General features: G+C 57.5%; 24 protein-coding genes. 6 read left to right on the forward strand and 18 right to left on the reverse strand.

Annotation, left to right across the window (positions count from 1 at the left end):
- Positions 1-4 precede the first annotated feature (4 nt).
- From KGP22_RS17720 to cysG, 11 genes are all read right to left on the reverse strand, one after another.
- The gene (locus KGP22_RS17720) at positions 5-631 is read right to left on the reverse strand and encodes a protein-L-isoaspartate(D-aspartate) O-methyltransferase (RefSeq protein ID WP_111965459.1); all 627 of its coding nucleotides are present in this window, start codon (positions 629-631) and stop codon (positions 5-7) included.
- The gene (gene surE / locus KGP22_RS17725) at positions 625-1386 is read right to left on the reverse strand and encodes a 5'/3'-nucleotidase SurE (RefSeq protein ID WP_149366642.1); all 762 of its coding nucleotides are present in this window, start codon (positions 1384-1386) and stop codon (positions 625-627) included. Before surE ends, KGP22_RS17720 begins: the two co-directional genes overlap by 7 nt.
- Positions 1367-2416, reverse strand: coding sequence for a tRNA pseudouridine(13) synthase TruD (gene truD / locus KGP22_RS17730; RefSeq protein ID WP_223580404.1), 1050 nt, complete (start codon positions 2414-2416; stop codon positions 1367-1369). The genes surE and truD overlap by 20 nt, the downstream gene beginning before the upstream one ends.
- Positions 2413-2892 carry a 2-C-methyl-D-erythritol 2,4-cyclodiphosphate synthase gene (ispF, locus tag KGP22_RS17735; protein WP_008499607.1) on the reverse strand — a complete coding sequence of 160 codons (480 nt, stop codon included), beginning with the start codon at positions 2890-2892 and terminating at the stop codon, positions 2413-2415. The genes truD and ispF overlap by 4 nt, the downstream gene beginning before the upstream one ends.
- Entirely contained in the window at positions 2892-3602 is a 711-nt protein-coding gene (ispD, locus tag KGP22_RS17740) for a 2-C-methyl-D-erythritol 4-phosphate cytidylyltransferase (protein ID WP_045404179.1), read from the reverse strand. The genes ispF and ispD overlap by 1 nt, the downstream gene beginning before the upstream one ends.
- A 19-nt stretch (positions 3603-3621) precedes the next feature.
- Positions 3622-3933: a cell division protein FtsB gene (gene ftsB / locus KGP22_RS17745; protein WP_008499609.1), complete on the reverse strand. Its 312-nt coding sequence runs from the start codon at positions 3931-3933 to the stop codon at positions 3622-3624.
- Between the two features lie 166 nt (positions 3934-4099).
- A complete protein-coding gene (locus KGP22_RS17750) occupies positions 4100-4426 on the reverse strand; it encodes a DUF3561 family protein (RefSeq protein ID WP_008499610.1) in 327 nt (108 codons plus the stop codon).
- 58 nt (positions 4427-4484) lie between these two features.
- Positions 4485-5090: an adenylyl-sulfate kinase gene (gene cysC / locus KGP22_RS17755; RefSeq protein WP_111965454.1), complete on the reverse strand. Its 606-nt coding sequence runs from the start codon at positions 5088-5090 to the stop codon at positions 4485-4487.
- A complete protein-coding gene (gene cysN / locus KGP22_RS17760; protein ID WP_223580406.1) occupies positions 5090-6514 on the reverse strand; it encodes a sulfate adenylyltransferase subunit CysN in 1425 nt (474 codons plus the stop codon). The genes cysC and cysN overlap by 1 nt, the downstream gene beginning before the upstream one ends.
- A 9-nt stretch (positions 6515-6523) precedes the next feature.
- Entirely contained in the window at positions 6524-7432 is a 909-nt protein-coding gene (gene cysD / locus KGP22_RS17765) for a sulfate adenylyltransferase subunit CysD (protein ID WP_008499613.1), read from the reverse strand.
- Positions 7433-7441: 9 nt separating this feature from the next.
- Positions 7442-8791 (reverse strand): siroheme synthase CysG, encoded by a 1350-nt coding sequence (gene cysG / locus KGP22_RS17770; RefSeq protein WP_223582469.1) that lies wholly within the window; start codon positions 8789-8791, stop codon positions 7442-7444.
- A 246-nt stretch (positions 8792-9037) separates the two neighbouring features.
- Here cysG and KGP22_RS17775 point away from each other — a divergent pair, with 246 nt between their 5' ends.
- Positions 9038-10081: an aminopeptidase gene (locus KGP22_RS17775; protein ID WP_111965451.1), complete on the forward strand. Its 1044-nt coding sequence runs from the start codon at positions 9038-9040 to the stop codon at positions 10079-10081.
- A gap of 71 nt (positions 10082-10152) precedes the next feature.
- On the opposite strand, the gene cysH is transcribed toward KGP22_RS17775, so the two are convergent.
- Genes cysH through cysJ form a run of 3 tightly spaced genes read right to left on the reverse strand, consistent with a single transcriptional unit; the run spans position 10153 to position 14420 of the window.
- Positions 10153-10887, reverse strand: coding sequence for a phosphoadenosine phosphosulfate reductase (cysH, locus tag KGP22_RS17780; RefSeq protein ID WP_111965450.1), 735 nt, complete (start codon positions 10885-10887; stop codon positions 10153-10155).
- Between the two features lie 15 nt (positions 10888-10902).
- Positions 10903-12615 carry an assimilatory sulfite reductase (NADPH) hemoprotein subunit gene (gene cysI / locus KGP22_RS17785; protein WP_008499617.1) on the reverse strand — a complete coding sequence of 571 codons (1713 nt, stop codon included), beginning with the start codon at positions 12613-12615 and terminating at the stop codon, positions 10903-10905.
- Positions 12615-14420: an NADPH-dependent assimilatory sulfite reductase flavoprotein subunit gene (gene cysJ / locus KGP22_RS17790; RefSeq protein ID WP_149366639.1), complete on the reverse strand. Its 1806-nt coding sequence runs from the start codon at positions 14418-14420 to the stop codon at positions 12615-12617. Before cysJ ends, cysI begins: the two co-directional genes overlap by 1 nt.
- A 306-nt stretch (positions 14421-14726) precedes the next feature.
- Here cysJ and queD point away from each other — a divergent pair, with 306 nt between their 5' ends.
- Positions 14727-15089, forward strand: coding sequence for a 6-carboxytetrahydropterin synthase QueD (gene queD / locus KGP22_RS17795; RefSeq protein ID WP_111965448.1), 363 nt, complete (start codon positions 14727-14729; stop codon positions 15087-15089).
- Here queD and KGP22_RS17800 read toward each other — a convergent pair.
- Positions 15074-17422, reverse strand: a complete 2349-nt coding sequence (locus KGP22_RS17800; RefSeq protein ID WP_223580408.1) for a helix-turn-helix domain-containing protein — start codon at positions 17420-17422, stop codon at positions 15074-15076. The genes queD and KGP22_RS17800 overlap by 16 nt on opposite strands.
- A 170-nt stretch (positions 17423-17592) precedes the next feature.
- Between KGP22_RS17800 and KGP22_RS17805 the strand changes: the two genes are divergently transcribed.
- Entirely contained in the window at positions 17593-18762 is a 1170-nt protein-coding gene (locus KGP22_RS17805; RefSeq protein ID WP_223580410.1) for a M20 aminoacylase family protein, read from the forward strand.
- A gap of 27 nt (positions 18763-18789) precedes the next feature.
- Positions 18790-20187: an MFS transporter gene (locus KGP22_RS17810; RefSeq protein ID WP_223580412.1), complete on the forward strand. Its 1398-nt coding sequence runs from the start codon at positions 18790-18792 to the stop codon at positions 20185-20187.
- A 17-nt stretch (positions 20188-20204) separates the two neighbouring features.
- On the opposite strand, the gene queE is transcribed toward KGP22_RS17810, so the two are convergent.
- The 3 genes from queE to KGP22_RS17825 are packed head-to-tail and all read right to left on the reverse strand — an operon-like array spanning position 20205 to position 23197.
- Complete coding sequence (gene queE / locus KGP22_RS17815) at positions 20205-20876, reverse strand: 7-carboxy-7-deazaguanine synthase QueE (protein WP_023333236.1); 672 nt, start codon at positions 20874-20876, stop codon at positions 20205-20207.
- A 54-nt stretch (positions 20877-20930) separates the two neighbouring features.
- A complete protein-coding gene (locus KGP22_RS17820; protein ID WP_223580414.1) occupies positions 20931-21638 on the reverse strand; it encodes an N-acetylmannosamine-6-phosphate 2-epimerase in 708 nt (235 codons plus the stop codon).
- Positions 21638-23197 (reverse strand): PTS transporter subunit EIIC, encoded by a 1560-nt coding sequence (locus KGP22_RS17825; protein WP_223580417.1) that lies wholly within the window; start codon positions 23195-23197, stop codon positions 21638-21640. Before KGP22_RS17825 ends, KGP22_RS17820 begins: the two co-directional genes overlap by 1 nt.
- A gap of 165 nt (positions 23198-23362) precedes the next feature.
- Between KGP22_RS17825 and KGP22_RS17830 the strand changes: the two genes are divergently transcribed.
- Both KGP22_RS17830 and KGP22_RS17835 read left to right on the forward strand, forming a co-directional pair.
- Positions 23363-24187: a MurR/RpiR family transcriptional regulator gene (locus tag KGP22_RS17830; RefSeq protein ID WP_223580419.1), complete on the forward strand. Its 825-nt coding sequence runs from the start codon at positions 23363-23365 to the stop codon at positions 24185-24187.
- A 358-nt stretch (positions 24188-24545) separates the two neighbouring features.
- The gene (locus KGP22_RS17835) at positions 24546-25655 is read left to right on the forward strand and encodes an SDR family oxidoreductase (protein WP_115876180.1); all 1110 of its coding nucleotides are present in this window, start codon (positions 24546-24548) and stop codon (positions 25653-25655) included.
- Positions 25656-25657 lie beyond the last annotated feature (2 nt).

The raw sequence follows: 25657 nt of genomic DNA on the forward strand, positions 1-25657 counted from the left end.
AGTCTCAGGCCAACTCCCCCTTCACCAGAGGCACAAAGCGCACGGCTTCCACGGTGTCGATAATAAACTCGCCGCCGCGCCGACGAACGCGCTTCAACAGCTGCTGCTCGTCCCCGACAGGCAGAACAAGAATGCCCCCCTCATCCAGCTGCGACAACAGGGCTGCTGGAATTTCAGGCGGGGCCGCCGTCACGATGATCGCGTCAAACGGGGCGCGCGCCTTCCAACCCTGCCATCCATCACCGTGTCGTGTCGAAACATTATGTAAATCAAGTTGTTTCAGGCGACGACGCGCCTGCCACTGTAAACCTTTGATCCGCTCAACGGAGCATACGTGATGAACCAGATGCGCCAGGATCGCGGTCTGATACCCCGACCCGGTGCCAATCTCCAGCACGCGGGAGTCGGGCGTCAGCTCCAGTAGCTCCGTCATGCGTGCCACCATGTAAGGCTGCGAAATCGTCTGGCCCTGTCCGATGGGCAGCGCCACGTTTTCCCACGCTTTGTGTTCAAACGCCTCGTCTACAAATTTTTCACGCGGAACCAGGGCGAGCGCTTCGAGCACGTGCTCGTCGCTGATCCCCTGCGCGCGGAGTTGTTCCAGAAGAGTTTGTACACGTTTGTTTACCATTGCGCGTTCACTCCTGCGCGATCCAGCCAGCCCGACACCACATCATGCGCGCTATACGCGGTTAAATCTACGTGCAGCGGAGTAACCGAAACATAGCCTTCCTCTACGGCGGCAAAGTCGGTATCCGGACCCGCATCGCACTTGTCGCCGGGAGGGCCAATCCAGTAAAGCGTGTTACCGCGAGGATCCTGCTGCGGGATCACCTGATCGGCAGGATGTCGGCTCCCGCAACGGGTGACGCGGATGCCTTTAATTTCATCAAGAGGAAGATCCGGCACGTTAATGTTGAGGATGCGCCCGGTACGCAGCGGCTCGCGACCGAGCGCCCGCAGGATCGAACAGGTTACCACGGCAGCGGTGTTGTAGTGCGTGTGGCCATTTAACGAGACCGCCAGCGCCGGGAACCCCAGATGGCGGCCTTCCATTGCGGCCGCCACGGTGCCGGAGTAAATCACGTCATCGCCGAGGTTAGGCCCGGCGTTGATGCCGGAGACGACGATATCCGGACGCGGCCGCATCAGCGCGTTCACGCCCAGAAAAACGCAGTCGGTTGGCGTGCCCATCTGTACGGCAATATCGCCATTTTCAAAGGTAAAGGTGCGAAGCGACGACTCCAGCGTCAGAGAGTTAGACGCTCCACTGCGGTTACGATCGGGCGCCACGACCTGCACATCCGCAAATTCACGGAGGTGTTTCGCCAGGGTCTGAATGCCTGGCGCGTGGATCCCGTCATCGTTACTCAGCAATATTCGCATAATCACCCGAGGTGTTGATAAGTTCCCTGACAACACTGGTGGCAAAGCTGCCTGCCGGCAGCCAGAAGCGTAACTCGACGGTCACGTCATCCCACCAGTTCCAGCTTAACTGCTGCGGATAGAGCAGCATCGCGCGGCGTGCCGCTTCAACTTTTTCCCGCACCAGCAAGGATTGCAATTCTGGCGCGTCCGCCACGGCTGACTGCTCGGCGGCCAGCGCGTCGCCCTGTGTTCCCCAGTCGCCCGTACCGGGCAACGCGGCGGTAATCATCAGCGCTTTTGCGTCCACGCGCGACTGGACATCAGCCATCTCTTCGGCCGTTGCCACAAACCAGCTTCCGCGTCCCGCTAATTGTAGCGCATCGCCAACAACAACTTGATTCGCGTCCGGTTTTTTCAGCCTTTCGCTCACAATCTGATTAAACAACGCACTGCGGGCCGCCGACAACCAAAAACTGCGTTTATTCCTGTCACGCACCGGCGCATCGCTTTGCGCCCAGCGCAGCGCGCCCTGCAGGTTGCTGCCGCCGATGCCAAAGCGCTGCGCGCCAAAGTAGTTCGGTACGCCGCGGTCGCTGATGGCGTTCAGGCGTTTTTCAACGTCTTCTCGGTCAGTCACTTCGCGCAGCACCAGCGTAAACGCGTTGCCTTTCAACGCCCCCAGACGCAGTTTGCGCTTGTGGCGGGCATATTCCAGTACCTTACAGCCCTCAAGCTCAAATTTGCTTAAATCAGGCATCGCATTGCCGGGAACGCGCGCGCAGAGCCACTGTTCCGTGACGGCGTGTTTATCTTTCTGCCCGGCAAAGCTCACTTCGCGGGCATGAATTTTGAGGAATTTTGCCAGCGCGTCGGCCACAAAGCGGGTATTGCAGCCATTTTTCAGAATACGCACCAGGATATGTTCGCCTTCGCCATCCGGCTCAAAGCCCAGATCCTCGACCACGAGGAAATCTTCCGGGCTGGCTTTCAGCACCCCGTTCCCCTGCGGTTTGCCATGCAGATATGTCAGGTTGTCGAAGTCTGTCATTTGCTCGCCTTCACCAGCAGCGCCACGGCTTCACAGGCAATCCCTTCGCCACGACCTGTGAAGCCCAGCTTCTCGGTCGTCGTCGCTTTGACGTTCACGTCGTCCATATGGCAGCCCAGATCTTCTGCGATAAACACGCGCATCTGCGGAATGTGCGGCAGCATTTTCGGGGCCTGGGCGATAATCGTCACGTCGACGTTGCCAAGGGTGTAGCCTTTCGCCTGGATGCGGCGCCACGCTTCGCGCAGCAGTTCACGGCTGTCTGCCCCTTTAAACGCCGGGTCGGTGTCCGGGAACAGCTTGCCGATATCACCCAGTGCGGCCGCGCCCAACAGCGCGTCGGTCAGCGCATGCAGCGCCACGTCGCCATCAGAATGCGCCAGCAGCCCTTTTTCATAAGGAATGCGTACGCCGCCAATGATAATTGGGCCTTCGCCGCCAAAGGCGTGTACATCAAAACCGTGTCCAATTCGCATTATGCCTTCTCCTGATGGGTCGAACGGGTAAGATAAAATTCCGCGAGCTGTAAATCTTCCGGACGCGTCACTTTAATATTATCAGCACGTCCTTCAACAAGCTCAGGATGGAAACCGCAGTACTCCAGCGCAGAGGCTTCGTCCGTAATGGTCGCACCTTCGTTAAGCGCACGCGTTAAGCAGTCGTGGAGTAATTCGCGGGGGAAAAATTGCGGCGTCAGCGCGTGCCATAGATCGACGCGATCGACGGTGTGGGCGATAGCCCGTTTGCCCGGCTCGGCGCGCTTCATGGTGTCGCGCACGGGGGCGGCCAGAATGCCACCCACTTTGCTGGTTTCGCTCAGCGACAGCAGGCGCGCAAGGTCGTCCTGGTGCAGGCACGGACGCGCCGCGTCATGGACCAGTACCCACGGGGCGTTTCCGGCAGCCTGAATGCCTGCCAGCACGGAATCGGCGCGCTCGGCACCGCCATCGACAACGGTAATCTGTGGATGATTTGCCAGCGGGAGCTGCGCGAAGCGCGCATCGCCCGGGCTGATAGCGATGATCACCCGCGTCACCCGCGGGTGCGCCAGCAGCGCCGCCACGGCGTGCTCGAGGATCGTTTTATCGCCAATAGAGAGGTACTGCTTGGGACATTCTGTCTGCATGCGCCGGCCAAAACCTGCGGCCGGCACCACGGCGCATACGTCCGAAAAAGTTACTGCCATGTCGTAATCCTGGGCCTGATTATCGATTGTTTTGTGCTGAGCCCTGATTGCGTTTAGACGCATCCGGAACCAGACGATAAAAGGTTTCGCCCGGCTTAGTCATACTGAGTTCATTGCGTGCGCGTTCCTCAATCGCCTCTTGCCCGCCATTGAGGTCATCAATTTCAGCGAAGAGTTGATCGTTTCGCGCCTTAAGTTTGGCGTTTGTTGCCTGCTGAGCCGCGACGTCATCGCTCACCCGGCTATAGTCGTGCAGTCCGTTCTTACCGAACCACAGCGAATATTGCAGCCAGATTAGCAAAGCCAGCAACAGCAGCGTTAGTTTACCCATCCTGCCCCCTGAAAAACGGCATCATCATCCCAAGACTTCCCCAGAGCACTACGCCGGGGTAACAGAGATGCCGCAACATCGCGGGCAAATGTACCACATTTTTTCCGCAGAATCGTCCTGCACAATATCGTTACACAGTTGGTTACGGTTTGAATTATGGCTGAAGTTAGCCCATGAGCCACAAAAATAACAGACCAAACATCAGAACCACCGTCACAATCGTGACCACGGTGCTGTAGAGGAGCTTACCGTTGAGCAGCGAGTGCAGCGCAATGCCGACGACAACCGCCACGGGCATCAGCGCCAGAAAGAAAGGCCAGGTGTAGAGAAAGAAGAACAGCGTGTTGCCGCCGTAGATGAGAAACGGAATACCCAGCGCCAGCAGCCATGAGACGAAGCCAATGATGGCCCCAGGAAATGACCAGGTCGTTTCGTCGTCGGTCGCAAGCGGCTCCGACCCGGTTGTGGTGATGTAATGTTCACTGTTGCGCATAGCTAGTCCTGTGACCGTGACTCATCGTTCGGGAAGACAGCTCCCGAACGATACCGTCTCAGGATCTGATAATATCGTCCCGTCTGAGCAGGTCTAATAATTGGCTTACTAAATTTGTTACCAATTGTTGACCTTCCAGGTGAATTTCAGGCGATTCAGGCGCTTCGTATACCGCGTCAATTCCGGTGAAGTTGCGCAATTCTCCGGCACGCGCTTTTTTGTATAGCCCTTTCGGGTCGCGCGCTTCGCAAATCTCCAGCGGCGTATCGACAAACACCTCGATAAAGCGATCCTGACCGACGCGTTCGCGCACCATCTGGCGCTCGGCGCGGTGCGGAGAGATAAACGCGGTCAGCACCACCAGCCCGGCGTCGGCCATCAGGCTGGCCACTTCGCCCACCCGGCGGATGTTCTCTTTGCGGTCGTCGTCGCTGAACCCTAAATCGCTACATAGGCCATGGCGCACGTTGTCGCCATCCAGCAGGTACGTGCTTACGCCATGCTGATGCAATGCCTCTTCCAGCGCGCCCGCCACCGTCGATTTACCCGAGCCGGACAGCCCGGTAAACCACAGCACAACCCCACGGTGACCGTGGAGCTGTTCGCGCTGGGCAACGGTGACCGGATGAGGATGCCAGACGACGTTCTCATCATGGGCAGCCATTACTTGCCTCCCAGCAGATCGCGCGCGCCCCAGTGCGGGAAGTGTTTACGCACCAGCGCGTTCAGTTCCAGCTCAAAGGCGCTGAATTCTGAAGCCGCGGACGCCTGTTCGTTTGGCTCACGGACCATCCCCGCGCCGACGGTGACGTTCGTCAGGCGGTCAATAAAGATAAGCCCGCCCGTCACCGGATTTTGCTGATACGGATCCAAAACCAGCGGTTCGTCGAAGGTCAGATCGACCAGACCAATGCCGTTCAGTGGCAGCTCGGTGACGTCACGCTGGGTCAGGTTGTTGATATCCACCTGGAACTGAATGCCGTCCACGCGGGCGCGGGTTTTCTTGCCGGCAATTTTGATGTCATAGCTCTGGCCAGCGGTCAGCGGCTGTTCGGCCATCCACACCACATCAACGGACGCGCCCTGTACCGCCGCCAGCGTTTCCTGCGCGTCTACCAGAAGATCGCCCCGGCTGATATCAATTTCGTCTTTCAGCACCAGCGTTACGGCTTCACCGGCCCCCGCTTCCTGCAGGTCACCGTCAAAGGTGACGATACGGGCGATGGTGGACTCCACGCCGGATGGCAGCACCTTGACGCGCTGGCCAACCTGTACAGAGCCTGACGCTAGGGTGCCGGAGAAACCGCGGAAATCGAGATTTGGACGGTTCACGTACTGCACCGGGAAGCGCATCGGCTGGGTGTCGACCACGCGCTGAATTTCAACCGTTTCCAGCACTTCCAGCAGCGTCGGGCCGCTGTACCACGGCATGTTCGCGCTTTGGGACGCGACGTTATCCCCTTCCAGCGCCGAGAGCGGCACAAAGCGGATATCCAGGTTGCCCGGCAGCTGTTCAGCAAAGGTCAGATAGCTCTGGCGGATCTCCTCGAATTTTTCTTCGCTGAAGTTCACCAGATCCATCTTGTTGACCGCCACCACCAGGTGTTTGATCCCCAGCAGCGTCGAGATAAAGCTGTGGCGACGGGTCTGATCCAGCACGCCTTTACGCGCGTCCATCAGCAGGATCGCCAGGTCGCAGGTCGACGCGCCGGTCGCCATATTGCGGGTGTACTGTTCGTGCCCCGGGGTGTCGGCGATAATAAATTTGCGCTTCTCGGTAGAGAAATAGCGGTAGGCCACATCGATGGTGATGCCCTGCTCGCGCTCCGCCTGCAGGCCGTCAACCAGCAGCGCCAGATCCAGCTTTTCGCCCTGGGTACCGTGACGTTTACTGTCGTTATGCAGGGAAGAGAGCTGATCTTCGTAAATCTGGCGCGTATCGTGCAGCAGGCGGCCAATCAGGGTACTTTTCCCGTCATCCACGCTGCCGCAGGTCAGAAAACGCAGCAGGCTTTTGTGTTGTTGCGCGTGCAGATACGCTTCCACGCCGCCTTCGTTGGCAATTTGTTGAGCAATAGTGGTATTCATGGCGGCTCCTTAGAAATAACCCTGACGTTTCTTCAGCTCCATGGAGCCTGCCTGGTCGCGGTCAATCACGCGCCCCTGTCGCTCGCTGGTGGTCGACACCAGCATCTCTTCGATGATCTCCGGCAGCGTCTGGGCGTTGGATTCCACCGCGCCGGTCAGCGGCCAGCAGCCGAGGGTGCGGAAACGCACCATCTGTTTTTTGATCACTTCACCCGGCTGCAGGTCGATGCGATCGTCGTCGATCATCATCAGCATGCCGTCACGCTCCAGCACAGGGCGCTCGGCGGCCAGGTACAGCGGAACGATCTCGATGTTTTCCAGATAGATATACTGCCAGATATCCAGCTCGGTCCAGTTGGAGAGCGGGAAGACGCGGATGCTTTCGCCCTTGTTGATCTGGCCGTTGTAGTTGTGCCACAGCTCCGGGCGCTGGTTTTTTGGGTCCCAGCGGTGGAAGCGGTCGCGGAAGGAGTAGATACGCTCTTTGGCGCGGGATTTCTCTTCGTCACGGCGCGCGCCGCCGAAGGCCGCGTCAAAACCGTATTTATTCAGCGCCTGCTTCAGCCCTTCGGTCTTCATGATATCGGTATGTTTGGCGCTGCCGTGCACGAACGGGTTAATGCCCATCGCCACCCCTTCCGGGTTTTTGTGCACCAGCAGCTCGCAGCCGTAGGCTTTCGCGGTACGATCGCGGAACTCGTACATTTCGCGGAATTTCCAGCCGGTATCCACGTGCAGCAGCGGGAACGGCAGCGTACCCGGATAAAACGCTTTACGCGCCAGATGCAGCATGACGCTGGAATCTTTACCGATGGAGTACATCATCACCGGGTTAGAAAACTCGGCGGCCACTTCGCGGATGATATGGATACTCTCCGCTTCAAGCTGCCGCAGGTGTGTAAGACGTTTTTGGTCCATAACCGTTCCTTAAGCCAAATTTACAACAGAAGAGCCAAAGCCTTCTGTATCGGTTGTGTGTTGGAACCAGGCGAGCGTGCTGTGCAGCTGCACCACTTCACCCACCACTATCAGGGCGGGCATAGGGGCGTCTTTCGCCAGGGTTGCAAGATATTCCAGCGTGCCCGTCGCAACGTGCTGATCGACGCGCGTGCCGCGAGAAATGACGGCAACGGGCGTCGTCGCCTCGCGACCGTGCTGAATAAGCTGTTCGCTGATATCCGCCGCCTTCATCGTGCCCATGTATATCGCCAGCGTCTGGCGGCTCTGGGCGAGATGCGACCAGTCAAACGGCGTACTGTCGGCCTTGTAGTGGCCGGTCACAAAGGTGACGCTCTGGGCGTAATCGCGATGGGTCAGCGGAATACCGGCGTAGGCCGTCACCGCAGAGGCCGCCGTGATGCCGGGCACCACCTGGAACGGTACGCCCGCTTCGGCTGCCGCCTGCAGCTCTTCGCCGCCGCGTCCGAAAATGAACGGGTCGCCCCCCTTCAGGCGCACCACGGTTTTGCCCGCTTTGGCAGCGTCAACCAGCATCTGGTTGGTGTCGTGCTGCGGCACCGAGTGCTCGCCTGCCCGTTTGCCCACGCAGATTTGCTCCGCGTCGCGACGGATCAGCTCGCGCACGCCGTCGGTGACCAGATGGTCGTAGAACACGACGTCCGCGTCCTGCAGCACCTGCAGGCCGCGCAGCGTCAGGAGCCCGGCATCGCCAGGCCCCGCGCCTACCAGGATGATCTCCCCGCCCGTGCTGCCGGGGTTATCCAGTTCATCCTCGAGGATTTTCTGCGCAGCCGTTTCATTGCCGGCATGCATCAGGCTGGCGAAGCGGCCGCGAAACACGCGTTCCCAGAAGCGACGGCGTTCAGTCACGCTGGTCAGGCGGGTTTTCAGGTGGTTACGCCAGTAGCTGGCTTTCTCCGCCATGCGCCCGAGGCTGGTCGGCAGCAGCGCTTCGATTTTTTCACGCAGCACGCGCGCCAGCACCGGTGCGGTACCGCCGGAGGAGATCGCCACCAGCAGCGGCGAACGGTCAACGATCGACGGAAAGATAAACGAGCACAACGGCTGGTCGTCCACCACGTTCACAAGGCGATAACGGGCCTGCGCGGCGTCGGAGATCCGCCGGTTCAGTTCACGATCTTCGGTCGCCGCAATAACCAGCACCACGCTGTCGATTTGTGACTCGTGAAAATCTGCCTCTGCAACGACCTGCACCTGGGCCCCTGCGCGCTGCAGAAACGCGATTTTGCGATCGGCGATTTCACCCGTGCCAACAACCAGCACCGGTTTCTCTTTAATCGCAGCAAATAAGGGCAGATAGTCCACAGGCAACAACTCACTAACAACGAGGAATAGAGGGACTATAGGGGGCGGCTTAGACCGAATGAAATTACGAATTGGAATGAGTAGTTACTCAATGGAATAACGCCGTGAAAATGCTAATACCAAAAAGTGCTTAACGCGCGAAATTTCGGGCATTTAAGAGCAATTCAAATTGTGTATGGACGATCACAGTTTCATACTAGGCGGGTTATTATTTTGCTCTGTTTTTAAGGACTCACTATGTTTTCCGCAACGCGCCACCGTATTGCTGCCCTGGCGCTCGGCGTTTGCTTTATTCTTCCTGCTCAGGCAAAAAACCAACCTTATGGTGAAATCGCCAATATGCAGGCGCGGCATATTGCCACCGTTTTCCCTGGCCGCATGACCGGTTCGCCTGCGGAAATGCTCTCCGCGGACTATCTTCGCCAGCAGTTTGCTGAGATGGGTTACCAGAGCGACATCCGGTCGTTTCACAGCCGCTACGTCTATACCTCGCGAAATAAAACGAAAAACTGGCATAACGTGACCGGCAGTACGGTAATTGCGGCCCACGAAGGCAGCGCAAAAGAGCAAATTATTATTATGGCGCACCTTGATACCTACGCTCCGATGAGCGATGCCGACACGGATAACAACCTCGGCGGGCTGACGCTGCAGGGCATGGACGACAACGCTGCAGGCCTGGGCGTGATGCTCGAACTGGCCGAGCGGATGAAAGATATTCCCACCCAATATGGCATTCGTTTTGTTGCCACCAGCGGTGAAGAAGAGGGCAAACTCGGCGCTGAGAATCTCCTTAAACGCATGAGCGCCGAGGAGAAGAAAAATACGCTGCTGGTGATCAACCTCGACAACCTGATCGTCGGCGACAAGCTCTATTTCAACAGCGGGCAGAGTACACCGGGTACCGTGCGAAAACTGACGCGCGACCGTGCGCTGGCGATTGCCCGCAGCCATGGCGTTTATGCCACCAGCAATCCCGGCGGTAACCCGGATTATCCGCGAGGAACAGGCTGCTGCAACGACGGGGAAGTGTTCGATAAGGCGGGCATTCCTGTGCTGTATGTGGAAGCGACAAACTGGGCGCTGGGCAAAAAAGATGGCTACCAGCAGCGGGCTAAATCGAAAGCCTTCCCGGACGGGACAAGCTGGCACAACGTGATGCTGGATAATCAGCAGCACATCGATCGCGCGCTGCCGCAGCGGATTGAACACCGCAGCCGTGATATAGTGAAGGTGATGTTGCCGCTGGTGAAGGAGCTGGCGAAAGCGGGGAAAGCCTGAGGTTTTTAAGTATAGCGGGGCCTGATGCCCTCACCCCAACCCTCTCCCACAGGGAGAGGGTGGATAAAGGATCACCCTTCGTGCAGCCCGCACTCGCGCTTCAGCCCGAAGAATCGCGTCTCTTCTTCCGCCATTCCCGGTTCCCACTTACGCGTGGTGTGGGTATCCCCCACTGACAGATAGCCCTGATCCCACAGCGGATGGTACTTCAGCCCGTGTTTTTGCAGATACTGGTACACCGTCCGGTTATCCCAGTCGATAATCGGCAGCACTTTAAACACGCCGCGCTGCACCGCCAGCACCGGTAAGGTTGCCCGGCTGCCGGACTGCTCGCGGCGCAGGCCCGCAAACCACGTCTGAGCATTAAGCTCTTTCAGCGCCCGGTTCATCGGCTCGACCTTGTTGATCTCATTGTATTTCTCAATGCCCTCAACGCCCTGTTCCCACAGCTTACCGTAGCGCGCCTCCTGCCAGGCCGCGCTTTCCGTCGCGCGGTAGACCTTAAGGTTCAGCTTGAGCTTGTCCGTCAGCTCGTCAATAAACTGGTAGGTTTCCGGGAACAGGTAGCCGGTATCGGTGAGGATCACCGGAATGTCCGGACGGATCTGATTCACCAGATGCAGGCTGACCGCCGCCTGAATACCAAAGCTCGACGAGAGCACATATTCTCCCGGCAGGTTTTCCAGCGCCCACGCCACGCGCCCTTCGGCGTCCAGCTTTTCAAGGTGAGCATTGGTTTCTGCCAGCGCCAGAATACGTTCGACTTTTGGCAGGTCATTAAGGGCGTTTAGATCGAGTTCGGACATAGTTACCTCTCGTGGTTACTCCCAGAAATCCCTTGCGGGATCGAGCACCGGGCGAATGATGCCCGCACGCACCGTAAAGTCGCCGAAGCCTTCACCCGCTTCGCGCTCTTTCGCCCAGCGCCCGACAAGCTCGTCGATGGAATCAAGAATTTCCGGCTCGGTGATGTTCTCGCGGAACATGCGCGGAATGCGCGTGCCGATACGGTTACCGCCCAGATGCAGGTTATAGCGCCCCGGCGCTTTCCCCACCAGACCAAGCTCGGCCAGCATCGCGCGACCACAGCCGTTCGGACAACCGGTGACGCGCATAACAATATGCTCGTCCGGAATGCCGTGTTTTTCCAGAATCGCTTCCACTTTGTCGGTAAACGACGGCAGGAAACGTTCCGCTTCGGCCATAGCCAGCGGGCAGGTCGGGAACGATACGCAGGCCATCGAGTTTTCACGCTGCGGCTTAACCGCATCCATTAACCCGTGTTCGCGCGCCAGCTTCTCGATCTTCGCCTTCTGGCTTTCCGGCACGCCGGCAATAATCAGGTTCTGGTTAGCGGTAATGCGGAACTCACCTTTGTGGATCTTCGCAATTTCCAGCAGACCGGTTTTCAGCGGACGTCCCGGATAATCCAGAATACGGCCGTTTTCAATAAACAGCGTCAGGTGCCATTTATTGTCGATGCCTTTTACCCAGCCAATGCGATCGCCGCGACCGGTGAATTCGTAAGGGCGGATCGGCTCAAATTTGATGCCCGCACGACGCTCCACTTCCGCTTTGAACGTCTCCACGCCCACGCGCTCCAGGGTGTATTTGGTTTTCGCGTTTTTACGATCGGTACGGTTACCCCAGTCGCGCTGGGTCGTCACCACCGCTTCCGCCACGGCCAGCGTATGCTCGAGCGGCAGGAAGCCGAACTCGCTCGCGGTACGGGCGTAGGTTTTCTTGTTACCATGTTCGATGGACAGGCCGCCGCCCACCAGCAGGTTAAAGCCCACCAGCTTGCCGTTTTCGGCTATCGCCACGAAGTTCATGTCGTTGGCGTGCAGGTCGATATCGTTCTGCGGCGGGATCACTACCGTGGTTTTAAACTTGCGCGGCAGGTAGGTCTGGCCAAGGATCGGTTCTTCGTCGGTGGTCGCGACTTTTTCCTGATCGAGCCAAATCTCGGCATAGGCGCGCGTACGCGGCAGCAGGTGCTCAGAGATCTTCTTCGCCCACTCGTAGGCTTCGGCGTGCAGCTCGGACTCATACGGGTTCGAGGTGCAGAGCACGTTACGGTTCATGTCGTTGGCGGTCGCCAGCGCGTCCAGCCCGACCGAGTGCAGCATCTGGTGCACCGGCTTAACGTTCTTCTTCAGAATGCCGTGGAACTGGAAGGTCTGACGGTTGGTTAGACGAATGCTGCCGTAGATCGTGTTTTCACCGGCAAACTTGTCGATCGCCTGCCACTGCTTGGTGGTGATCACCCCGCCCGGCAGACGGCAGCGCAGCAGCATCGCGTGACGCGGCTCCAGCTTCTGCTCGGCACGCTCGGCGCGGATGTCGCGGTCGTCCTGCTGGTACATGCCGTGGAAGCGGATCAGCAGGAAGTTGTCGCCTTTAAAACCGCCGGTGAGACCGTCATTCAGATCTTCAGCAATGGTGCCGCGCAGATAGTTGCTTTCCAGCTTCATGCGCTCGGCGTCTGTCAGTTTACCTTCGACCACCAGTGGCCCTGGATGTTTTTCGCTCATTAGTAGACATCTCGCTGATAACGGCGCTCAACGCGCAGCTCACTTAAAAATTCATCCGCCGTTTCGGCATCCATACCGCCGAATTCGGCAATCACTTCCAGCAGTGCCTGCTCAACGTCTTTCGCCATGCGATTGGCGTCGCCGCAGACATAAATGTGGGCACCGTCATTGATCCAGCGCCACAGCTCTGCGCCCTGTTCGCGCAGTTTGTCTTGTACGTATACTTTTTCTTTCTGGTCGCGGGACCAGGCCAGATCGATGCGGGTCAGTACGCCTTCTTTCACATAGCGCTGCCACTCAACCTGGTAGAGGAAATCTTCGGTAAAGTGCGGATTGCCGAAGAACAGCCAGTTCTTACCAGACGCGCCGTCTGCCGCGCGCTGCTGCATGAAGGCGCGGAACGGCGCAATGCCGGTGCCCGGGCCAATCATGATGACCGGTGTTTCCGGGTTTGCCGGCAGGCGGAAGTTGTCGTTGTGCTCGATAAAGACGCGCACTTCGCCCTCTTCTTCCACGCGATCGGCCAGGAAGCTCGACGCCCCACCCGCGCGCGCGCGGCCTTCGATGTCGTAGCGCACCACGCCGACGGTAACATGCACTTCACTCTCCACTTCGGCCTGCGAAGAGGCGATGGAGTACAGGCGCGGGGTTAGCGGACGCAGCAGGCCGATCAGCGCATCGGCATCCAGCTGAGCCGGAGAGAAACGCACCATATCGACAATCGGCGTCGTCGCGGCGTAATGCTGCAGCTGCGCCTTGTCGCCCACCAGCGGCAGCAGGGATTCGCTGCGCGTTAAGGTGGCATAATTTTCGACGATATTCGGGGTGTTCACCGTCAGTTCGAAATGCCACTGCAGCGCCTCGGATAACGGCAGCGATTTGCCGTCAACGGTGACAGGCTCGTCGCCTTTCAGCCACAGCAGCTCAACCAGCTCTTTCACCAGCGCCGGATCGTTCTGATACCAGACGCCCAGCGCATCGCCAGGCTGATAGCGCAGCCCCGAGTCGCCTAAATCGATTTCGATATGACGCACGTCTTTTTCCGAGTCGCGGCCGGTAATTTTCTGGTTCACCGACAGGCTCGCCGTCAGCGGCGCCTCTTTGGTGTACGGGCTGGTGTGGATGTCGTTAACAGCACCCGTCGCGGTGAACGCGGCCTGCGTCGAGGTCTCTTTCGGCACGCGCGCTTTTAGCACTTCAACGATGCGGGCACGCCATTCAGCGGCGGCGGTCTGGTATTCGACATCCGCATCAACGCGGTCCAGCAGACGCTCCGCGCCCAGCTCCGCCAGCTTGCTGTCGAAGTCTTTGCCGGACTGGCAGAAGAATTCATAGGAGGTATCGCCCAGGCCAAAGACGGCAAACGCCGTCCCATCCAGCTTCGGCGCTTTTTTCGAGAACAGGAACTTATGCAGCGCCACCGCTTCTTCAGCTGGTTCACCTTCACCCTGCGTAGAGGCGACCACCACCAGCAGTTTTTCCGACGCGATTTGCTTGAATTTATAATCCCCGGCGTTGACCAGGTTCACGTTCAGTTTAGCGGCCAGCAGGTCGTCGCGCAGCGCTTCGGCCACGCGGCGGGCGTTGCCCGTCTGCGAGGCGGAAATCAGGGTAATGGCCGGAATCTCAACGGCCGTAGCCGGTGCACCCGCCACAGCGCCAGGCTGCTGATTGAGCATTCCCCAGAAATAACCGGAGACCCAGGCAAGCTGAGTGGGAGAAAAATCAGAGGTGGCAGCCTGAAGGCGCGCCAGTTGCTCCGGGTTCAGGGGAAGCAAATTTGAAGGTGGGGCCTGTGTTGTCATGCGTCGTTATGTTCCAGTAGCCAAGCGGACTTTAAGCGAATAAATCCAAACTGAAGATAAGGTTAACGGCGAGGATAATAACAATTAAAGAAGGGATGGAAATAATAAATAACCAAATGGACTAACCTGTTTTACTTATCGTTCTTAACAGTAAAAGCGATTAATTAACCTATTGAAATATAATAATAAAATTAACAAAAACTGGACATTTAGCGGCTCAGTACCTATTGAGCCGTTTTAGTTAATGCTAAAAATTGTGCTTTCCGGTACTATGCGGCGGTTTTTTCCGCATTACTGAGAGCGATCATGTCCACCACACTGTTTAAAGATTTCACCTTCGAAGCCGCCCACCACCTTCCGCATGTCCCTGAAGGACATAAATGTGGCCGTCTGCACGGGCATTCGTTCATGGTGCGTCTTGAGATCACCGGTGAAGTTGATCCGCATACCGGTTGGATCATGGATTTTGCCGAGCTGAAGGCGGCGTTTAAGCCGACCTACGATCGTCTGGATCACTACTACCTGAATGAGATCCCGGGCCTTGAAAACCCGACCAGCGAAGTGCTGGCAAAATGGATTTGGGATCAGATGAAGCCGCTGGTACCGCTGCTGAGCGCGGTGATGATCAAAGAGACCTGCACCGCGGGCTGCATCTATCGCGGGGAGTGATTCTCCTCTTCCCCAAGCACGTTTAGCGGCGTGAACTCATAGAGCACAAGCGCGTTACTTTCCAGCGATTCTGTAATTTGCCAGCCGTCATAAAGCCGTTCATCGCGTAAGGAAAGCGTTGGGCGCGCTTTGTGCGCAATCCAGCGCCACATCTCCTCATCAGGCCCGCTGTCGCTGTGTACTTCTTCAAGCAACGGATAAAGCGCACCGTTGTGCCGATCGAACAAATGTCTCTTTATGCGCCAGTGACCGCGCATTCCTCGCAGCTCAAGATGATACTGCTGGCGAAAACGCTGAATAAAGGCCTCCTCGCTGGAGAGCAGAGGATTGAAGACCACCACGTTACGCAACAGCAGCTGATATCGCCCCTGATGGCGGAGCAGCAGCACGCTCTTGTCGTTAACGAGCACCTCTCCCCGCAGACGCTGCCACAGCCAGAGTACCCAATAGATGGGCCGTGGAAGGCCGTGATTATATTGAAGCGCAAGGCTTGATGTATCGAGGGTGTTGTTCGCCCTCGCTTCCCCCTGTAAACCAGAATTAAGCCAGAATCCCGCCAGCCATACCTGTTCTGAAAGCCCGAGCAGATTCTGCATCAACAGCGCACCGCGAAAAAACCAGCCGTTGGTCGCCCGCGTATTCCCAGTAAGAGTGTTCCATGAGAGTAACCATACCGGCAGCGTCCGCTGCCGCTGGCGAAGGGCGGCGAGGATCTGGCGGACCTTTAGCACCGGGTAATTTTCAGAAGAGGAAAGATGCGCGGGATCCAGCTGCGCCAGATCGAGCAGCTCGTTGGCATCTGCCGGACATGCGAGGAAATCAGCCTCGTCCAGAATGTCAGAACGGAACAGCGCGTCACCGCTCAGCTCGCTACCATCGGGGGAGAAGCGATGCCACACCCCAAATTTTGCCTGCGGAAGGTAGGCCCTCAGCGCCGCCCGCTGCGCCCGCCAGGCGTGCTCCTGGGTTTCCGCGTTTGCCTGGGGAGACCAGTGCATGACGACGTGCCAGCCAGCGGTAATGTCGGACAAAAATCGGTTAACCGAAAGCTGCAAAAAGCGCGTCAGGAGATCGCATCGGGTAGTGACCCCCGTGTGCAGCAGGACCGTCCAGCCTTTTTTCGCCACCCAGGTAAACAATTGCTGCAGATGATACCAACAGGCGTAGCCCGCCATTTGGGGATCGTCCCACCCCGTAGCGAACAGACGGCTGCTGAGAAAAGGTTCGGTGATATCAATACCCTCAATCGGGATCGCCTCGTGTAGCGCCTCCAGATGCCGACGAACATCCTCCCGCAGCAAATCGTCTAGCTCGCGCAGGGTGATGACCAGCCGCGTGCGGCGCAGCGCGGAAGAGAGCGGATAAAGCTGCTGCACATCCAGTATCCGCTCCTGACAGGGGGAGTAGGTTAGCGGCGAGGGTTCCCAACCGCGGGTCTCCGCGTCGTTAAGCAGGCTAAATAACGTATCCACCGCAACAGGGAAACGCTGTTCATCCACAGACGTGCGCGGGCGGAACGCAAGGGGACGATGACGCCCGGCCTTACGAAACTCACCCGGAGACATATTGTGATAGCGCTGGAAACTATCGGTCATCATACGTGTGCTGGCAAATCCGTTCTCCAGCGCAATCTGATGCAGAGGGCGGCTGGTGAGACACAGGGCGTCAGCCGCTTTTTCCAGCCGCAGGGCAGTGATGTACTGCATAAAACTGGCTCCCGTCTCTTTTCGAAAGAGACGAGAGAGCCACGCTTCTGAGACGAACTCACTCTCTGCGATTTCGGCCAACGTAATGCGGCGGGTGTAGCTGGCGTCGATCCGCTCCAGTACACGGGCGATGCGCTTGCTTACGTTGGCGTGCTGGTTCCGGGGTTTCTGGCGGACGGGCTGCTGAAAGCGACCAATCAGCAGCAGCAGGATCTCGCTCAGCCAGCGATTCGCCTCCAGCCGGTAGCGATGCGGATCGTTGACCAGCGTCACCACCAGCAGCTGGCGCAGCAGGTGCCGAAGCTCGTCACACTGCGGCCAGCGCCCGCCTGACTCCTCCGGAACCGCATAATCATGGGCAAAAAAATCATTGTACAGCTGGATTACCCAGCGTCCGGATAGAACGACACGCAGAGTCACATTCGCGTTCTGGCTGATAAGCCTCCATCGCTGATGGCGGTTTATCACTACAAGGCCATTTGTCGGGACCCTTTCTTGTCCCGCCTCGGTTTGCAGTTCAGCTTGCCCTTCCAGCACCCACAGTATCGTCAGCAAATCGCCTTCATCCTGCGCGAACAGGCGAATGTCCTCAACGGCTATCGCAAACTCATTTCCACGATGTTCCATTCGCCCCTCCACGAAGACAAAAAATGACGCACTCTTTTTTGTCATAACCGAATCGTATGAAAAACAATCAGAAAAAAGGCGTCGATTTACAACAAAAAAGGACATTTTCCGGCAATGCGATCGACATAAACTCGAAACTAACACCATTTGGCAGGAAAAGGATAACAAAAATGACACATCCAATTGTTGACGCGCTGCGAGGCTCCGAGGCTCAGTTCACTGAATTACGCCGCGAGTTTCACCGACATCCCGAAACAGGCTTCGAGGAGCACAAAACCAGCGACCGCGTCGCGTCACTCCTGGAGCAGTGGGGCTATGAGGTCCACCGGGGAATGGCCAAAACCGGGGTGGTCGGCACCCTTAAGGTAGGAAACGGCAGCAAACGTCTGGGCCTGCGCGCCGATATGGATGCGCTGCCGATGCAGGAAAATAGCGGCAAAGCGTGGAGCAGCACGGTTGAAGGTAAATTTCACGGCTGCGGGCACGATGGCCACACCACTACCCTGCTTTATGCAGCAGAGTATCTGGCCCGAACCCGCAACTTTAGCGGCACGCTGCATCTGATTTTTCAGCCAGCCGAAGAGCTGCTGTATGGCGGGCGCGTCATGGTTGAAGATGGCCTGTTTGAACAATTCCCCTGCGACCATATTTTTGGCCTGCACAACATGCCCTCCCAGCCGCTTGGGAAAATTGGCCTGCGCGATGGCGCCATGATGGCCTCCTCTGACACCGTTCATATTGAAGTGAACGGCGTAGGGGGTCACGGCGCCGTTCCGGAACACACAGTTGATGCCACGCTGGTTGCCTGCCATATCACCCTCGCCCTGCAGTCGATTGTGTCGAGGAATATCACCCCATTCCAGCCGGTCGTCGTAACCGTGGGCAGCATCCAGGCGGGACATGCCCCGAATATTATCAACGATAAGGTATTAATGAAGCTGACCGTGCGCACGCTGGACGAAGCGGTGCGTCAAACCGTCCTGCAGCGAATCCACGACATTGCCGTGGCACAGGCTGAAAGCTTCAACGCCACGGCCACGATTCGTCATGTGAACGGCAGCCCGGTGCTGCGCAATAGCCCGCAGGCCAATGACATGGTGCGCACGGTGGCGACCGACCTGTTCGGTCAGGATGTCGTCACGTCGGTGAATGCCTTTATGGGAAGCGAAGATTTTGCGTTCATGCTCGAGAAAAACCCCAACGGCTGTTACTTCACCCTCGGCGCGGGCGATGAGCCGGAGCGCTGCATGGTGCATAACCCAGGCTACGACTTTAACGACAAGCTTCTGCTTACCGGCGCGGCACTCTGGAGTGCGTTGACCGAGCACTATCTGCGCTGATACGCACCAACCCCGGAGGGCCGCACGATGAGTACCGTACCCCTGACTGGCACACCGACCTACGCCGGTAACGATCGGCTGCTGGCCGGTATTGTGATGAGCGTTCTGACCTTCTGGTTATTTGCACAGTCGGTGATAAACGTTGTCCCGGCAATGAAAAACAGCCTCACTATCTCCCTTGAAACCCTCACGCTGGCGGTCAGCCTCAGTGCGCTATTCAGCGGCTGTTTTGTCGTTGCCTGCGGCGGCTTTGCCGATAAGTTTGGCCGCGTGCGTATGACCTACATTGGCCTCGCGCTGAGCATCATCGGCAGCGCCCTGCTTTTTTTCTCGTGGGAGCCGGTTCTGTTTCTGCTGGGGAGAGCGATACAGGGGCTGTCAGCGGCCTGCATCATGCCCGCAACTCTGGCGCTGATTAAAACCTGGTATCAAGGCAACGCTCGCCAGCGGGCAATCAGCTTTTGGGTCATCGGCTCATGGGGCGGCAGCGGGCTGAGCTCGTTTGTCGGCGGCGCCATCGCCACCACGCTCGGCTGGCGATGGATCTTTATTTTTTCCATGCTGGTGGCGGCGATGGCACTCCTGCTGATCCGCGGCACGCCGGAAAGCCGAAGCGACGGCGCACGTCGCCATAAGCTGGATATTGGCGGCCTGGTGAGTTTTGTCCTTATGCTGGTGCTGCTGAACCTGTTTATCAGCAAAGGCCACAGCTGGGGCTGGAGCAGCGGCCTGTCGCTGCTGGTGCTGGGGGGCTCCGCGCTGGCAGCGGCCTGCTTTGTGCTCACCGGGCGACGCAAGGGTGACGCGGCGCTGATTGATTTTGCCCTGTTTAAAAACCGGGCCTACAGCGCCTCGGTATTCTCTAACTTTTTGCTCAACGGCTGCATTGGCACCATGATGATCGCCAGCATCTGGCTGCAGCAGGGCCAAGGTCTGTCGCCGCTGCAAACCGGCATGATGACGCTGGGATATCTGATTACCGTGCTGGCGATGATCCGGGTAGGGGAAAAGCTGCTTCAGCGCTACGGCGCGCGCCTGCCGATGATGACCGGGCCGCTGCTGACCGCAACGGGCATCACGCTCATCTCCTGCACGTTTTTAAGCAAGGAGATCTACATCGTCACCGTCTTTCTCAGTAACATTTTATTTGGTCTGGGGCTGGGATGTTACGCCACGCCGTCAACGGATACGGCGGTGATGAACGCGCCAGAAAACAAAGTCGGGGTGGCCTCGGGGGTGTACAAAATGGGCAGCTCGCTGGGGGGAGCGATGGGGATCGCGGTTACCGCGTCGCTCTATGCGCTGCTGCTGCCGCTGGGCATGGCCATCGCCGCACAGTATGCCCTCCTTTTCAACAGCGCGATGTGTCTCGCTTCGGTGGGAGTGACCTGGGCGTTACTCCCTTCAGGTCGGGCCCCGCGATAGGCGGGGCCACGAAAGGGTCAGGCAATATTCAGGTACTTGTGCGTCTGCATCGACAGGCGCCAGTTGCGCGCAATACAGGTTTCAATGCACAGGCGCGTCGCGTCGTCTTTCTGGCTGATCGGCTGTAGCGCAATGACGCGCTGCTTTTCATCCGTCAGCGTTGCCAGCAGTTCATCCAGCGCTTCGATATCACGCACGCGCCCAACTGGGTGCTTAATCTCATCCGCGCGTTCCAGCGCCTGAGACAGCACGTCATACCCGCCGCGCATATTCACTTTTGGCGATACCGTCACCCAGGTGGTGTGTGAACAGCGCACTTCATGGGTGCCGCTGGTTTCAATCTGACAGCTATAGCCGTTCTTTTCGAGCAGCTCGGTCAGCGGCGTCAGATCGTGGATGCAGGGCTCACCGCCAGTGATCACCACATGGCGCGCCGTCCAGCCCTGACGACCAATAATGGCCAGCAGATCTTCTGAACTGCCCGCGCCCCATTTATCGCTCTCTTTGGTTTTCGCCAGAATGCTAAACAGCGACACTTCCCGATCTGCGAGCTTATCCCACGTATGTTTGGTATCACACCAGGCACAGCCAACCGGGCATCCCTGTAAACGAATGAAAATAGCGGGAACGCCGGTAAAGTAACCCTCGCCTTGCAGGGTCTGGAACATCTCGTTAATCGGGTACTGCATAGTCATCTCAGTAAAGGGGATAAACGATAAGTATCGCAGATCCCCGCCGGATGGTCATGCTCCATCGGTGCTTTGCGCGCCAATCGCCGCCATAAAGCGCTCGGTAATTTGCTGTGGGCGGGTGATCGCACCGCCGACAACGACCGTATGCGCCCCTAGCGCCAGGCATCTGGCCGCGCGTTCAGGCGTATCCACGTTGCCTTCGGCAATTACGGGCACCGTCACGGCGGCCAACACGGCCTTCAGGAACGCGCAGTCGTTCTCCGGAAGCGAATGGCCCACCGTTTCCGCCGTGTAGCCGTAAAGCGTGGTGCCGACGCAGTCGAAGCCCAGCGCCTGCGCCGTCACGGCCTCTTCGACCGTTGAAATATCCGCCATCAGCAGCACCGCGGGATAGCGTGAGCGGATGCGCGTGACCAGCGTTTCCAGTAATTCCCCACCGGGACGCTCCCGCGCCGTCGCATCAAGCGCAATGATTTCCGGAGAGACGGCCATGAGCTCATCCACCTCTTTCATTGTCGCGGTGATAAATACCTCGCTTTCCGGGTAATCCCGTTTGATGATGCCGATAACAGGCAAAGAGACCTGCTGCTTAATGGCCTCGATATCCACCACGCTGTTGGCACGAATTGCGGCGGCCCCGCCCTGTGCCGCTGCCAGCGCCATTCGCGACATAATAAACGGGCTATGCAGCGGTTCATTTTCCAGCGCCTGACAGGAGACGACCAGTTTTCCCTTCAGGGTATCCAGTACAGTTTTCATTACGATAAGATCTCTTCCACTTCGTTTTTGATAATCGTGACGTGCGGGCCATAGATGACCTGAACACCGTTACCGCGCACGATAACGCCGCGCGCCCCGGTGGCTTTCAGCGCCGAGTCATTCACTTTGCTGCCGTCCTTGACCGTAACGCGAAGACGCGTGGCGCAGCAGTCCACCTCTTCCAGATTGTCTTTTCCGCCTAATCCAGCGATCACCGCAGCGGCGCGTTCGTTTTGCGTCAGGCTGACCTCGTCAGCCATCGCCTCCTTTTCCCGACCCGGCGTGGCGAAATCAAAACGGTTAATCAGATAGCGGAAGGTAAAGTAGTAAAGGAAGAACCACGGTACGCCGACCAGCGGTACGAACATCCAGTTGGTTTTGGCCTCTCCCTGTAAAATGCCGAACAGCACGAAGTCGATGAAGCCGCCGGAGAAGGTTTGCCCGATGGTGATATGCAGCATGTGCGCGAGCATGAATGCCAGCCCGTCAAACAGCGCATGAATGACGTAAAGCACCGGCGCAATAAACAGGAAGGAGAACTCAATAGGCTCGGTAATCCCCGTCAGGAACGAGGTTAACGCCGCAGAAAGCAGCAGCCCGGCAACGCGCTTTTTGTTCTCGGGTTTTGCCGTGTGGTACATCGCCAGGCACGCCCCGAGCAGGCCAAACATCATCGTAATAAAGCGCCCGGACATGAAGCGTGACGTGCCCTCATAGAAATGCTGCGTGTTCGGGTCGGCCAGCTGGGCGAAGAAGATCCGCTGCGTGCCTTCCACGAGGTGTCCGTTGACGATTTCACTCCCGCCAAGCGCGGTAGTCCAGAAAGGCAGATAGAAGATGTGGTGCAAACCAAACGGGCCCAGCATGCGGAGAATAAAGCCGTACAGCAGGGTGCCCAGATAACCCGTAGCATCCACCAGCCCGCCCAGACCAAAAATCAGCTTCTGGAAATGCGGCCAGACCACGGTCATGAGCGCACCGACGAGTATCGCCGCCAGGGAGCTGATAATGGGGACAAAGCGCGAGCCGCCAAAGAACCCGAGGAACTGTGGAAGCGCAATTTTATTAAACCGATGATGGAGTGCGCAGGTCACCAGTCCAATCACCACGCCGCCAAACACGCCGGTTTCCAGCGTCTGAATACCCAGCGTCATGCCCTGCCCCACGGCCCCCGGATTCTCCTGCGCCAGTTTGCCGGTGAGGATCAGCAGCGCGTTGATGGTGGCATTCATCACCAGAAACGCGAGTAATGCCGCCAGCCCGGCCGTGCCCTTATCGCTTTTTGCCAGCCCGACGGCCACCCCAACGGCAAACAGCACCGAGAGGTTCGCAAACACGATGGATCCTGCGCTGCTCATGATGGTGAAAATGGCCTGCAGCCAGCTCACGTCTAAAAACGGATAGGCTGTAAGCGTGTTGGGATTGGATAGCGCGCCGCCTATCCCCAGCAGCAGACCCGCCGCAGGCAACACGGCAATCGGCAACATAAAGGATTTGCCAAAGCGCTGCGCTTTTTCAAACCATCCCCCTGAAGAAGCCCCACTGAATATTTGCATCATTTTTTCATCCCCTCATTGAACGATGAAAATTTTTACCACATAAATATTTAATAGTGAAAATTATCATCATAAACTAGGACGACGATCATACTTTTTCAAAATGACTGGCATCTTTCCCCCGCTTTCCGCCACACTAGTCGCAGAGAAACGCATTAAGGATCGAGCATGTCAGACCATGAAAACCTGCTGCTGAAGCTACGCCAGGAGGCTTCCGGGTACAGCCCAACACAACAAAAACTCGGCGAGTTTGTCCTCAGCGATCCTGCCCGGGTGCTCTACCTGACGATCACCGAGCTGGCGCGCGAGAGCCACACCAGCGAGGCCAGCGTCACTCGTCTTTGCCGGACGCTGGGCTGCAAGGGCTATAACGAATTTAAAATGGCGCTTGCTCTGGATATTCAGCAGGGCCAGCCCGCGCGTCAGGCGGGCGATGAGATTGATAACGTCGTGGATGAGTCGGTGCAGGCTTTGCAGGATACCGCCCGGCTCCTTGACCGCACGCTGCTTGAAAAGGCCGCACTGGCGCTGCACCAGGCGCAGTCCGTGCAGATTTATGGCGTTGCGGCCAGCGCGATCCTCGGGGAGTATCTGCACTACAAGCTGTTGCGGTTGGGCAAACCCGCGCAGCTGTTCAGCGATATGCACCGCGCGGCCATGAATGCGACAACGCTTTCAAAAGAGACCCTGGTCGTGGCTATCTCCAGTTCGGGTTCAACGCGGGATTTACTCCACGTGGTGAAGCTTGCCCGCAAGCGCGGCGTTAAGGTTCTGGCACTCAGCAATACGCCCCGCAGCCCGCTGGCATCCCTGAGCGACATGCTGCTGGTTGCGGCCAAACCAGAGGGTCCCCTAAGCGCTGGCGCACTCAATGCTAAGGTTGGGGTGATGCTGCTGGTCGAGCTGCTGACCACGTCCATGATTGCGCTGGATGCTCATTATGGCGACGTTAGCCAGCAAACAGCCAGCGCCACGCTTCCCCTTTTGCTCTGAAAATCATTCGCAGGCTAAATAAATCGGCCTGCGACTTATATTGTCTGATTTTCGTTAAGTGGGGTTTTAATCATTTGTCCGGTAAATGTTTGGTGTAACAAAGTATTATATTTATTACATTTTGAATTAAGTCCACCATTCGGCATAGACCATATAAAACCAATTAAATTCAACGAGTTAAAATTTAAATTTTAATGGATTGAATTTTTACCATTGCGATAATGTCCAATATCTTCACCTGATTTCCTTTCCTTAAAATAAGCTTAAGACGCCACTGATTTCGGCGTTTTATTATTTAAATGCCGTTTACTTTTGCCCGCCTACAATCCGCCTCATCAATCATAATGAGACGGTATTAATGAAGATGTTATTGATTACAGGCGTGACCGGATTTCTGGGCGGTGCAGTTCTTGAAAAAATCCTGACCAACGATCAATCCATAGAACTCCTTTTGCTTGCGCGCGCCAGCGATCCGCAGAGCGGGCTGGAGCGCGTGCTGGAGAATATGCGCAAGTTCAACGTTCCTGAGGACAAACTGGCCTCCCTGAATGTGGACAATATCCTGATTGGCGACCTCAGCCAGCCAGAAGCCTTCCTGAACGATCCCCGTCTGGATCGGGTCACGCATGTCGTGAACTGTGCGGCCGTCGCCTCATTTGGTAACAACCCGCTGATCTGGAAGGTCAACGTTGAAGGTACGCTGGCGCTGGCGCGTCGTATGGAGCAGGTCACAGGACTGCAGCGTTTCCTCCACGTCGGCACCGCGATGTCATGCACGCCGGAGCAGGATTCCCTGGTCGCCGAAAGCGCCGAATTCAGGGAGAATGCTGAACACCTGGTGGAATACACGTTTTCGAAGTCAACCATCGAACAGCTGATGCGCCAGGAGTGCCCTAACCTTCCCCTGCTCATCGCCCGTCCGTCCATCGTCGTTGGCCATACCCGTCACGGCTGCACGCCGTCGAGCAGCATTTTCTGGGTCTTTAGCATGGGCCTGATGCTGCAGAAGTTCATGTGCTCAATGGAAGACCGGATCGACGTTGTGCCGGTGGATTACTGCGCCGACGCGCTGTTAATGCTGCTTAACAGCAACGCGCGTCCGGGGGAAGTGGTGCACATTTCTGCGGGTGAAGAGAACAGCGTTCGCTTTGCGGATATCGATCAGGCGATGGCGCAGGCGCTGGAGAAAGCCCCCGTCGGGGATAAATATGCCCAGGTCAGCTACGAAACGCTGGTCCGAATGCGCCGCGAGCTGAAACATATTTTTGGCCCGTGCAACGAACGTCTGATGCTGAAAGCCATGCGGTTATACGGTGCGTTTGCCACGCTTAACGTGCGCTTCAGCAACGATAAGCTGCTGAGCATGGGGATGCCGAAGCCACCCCGGTTTACGGATTATATCGCCCGCTGCGTGCAAACTACCCAGGGGCTGACCATTCCGGAGCAAATGGCGGTCGATTTTAAATAGCC

This window comes from Enterobacter sp. JBIWA005, from assembly GCF_019968805.1.
Taxonomy (GTDB): domain Bacteria; phylum Pseudomonadota; class Gammaproteobacteria; order Enterobacterales; family Enterobacteriaceae; genus Enterobacter; species Enterobacter vonholyi.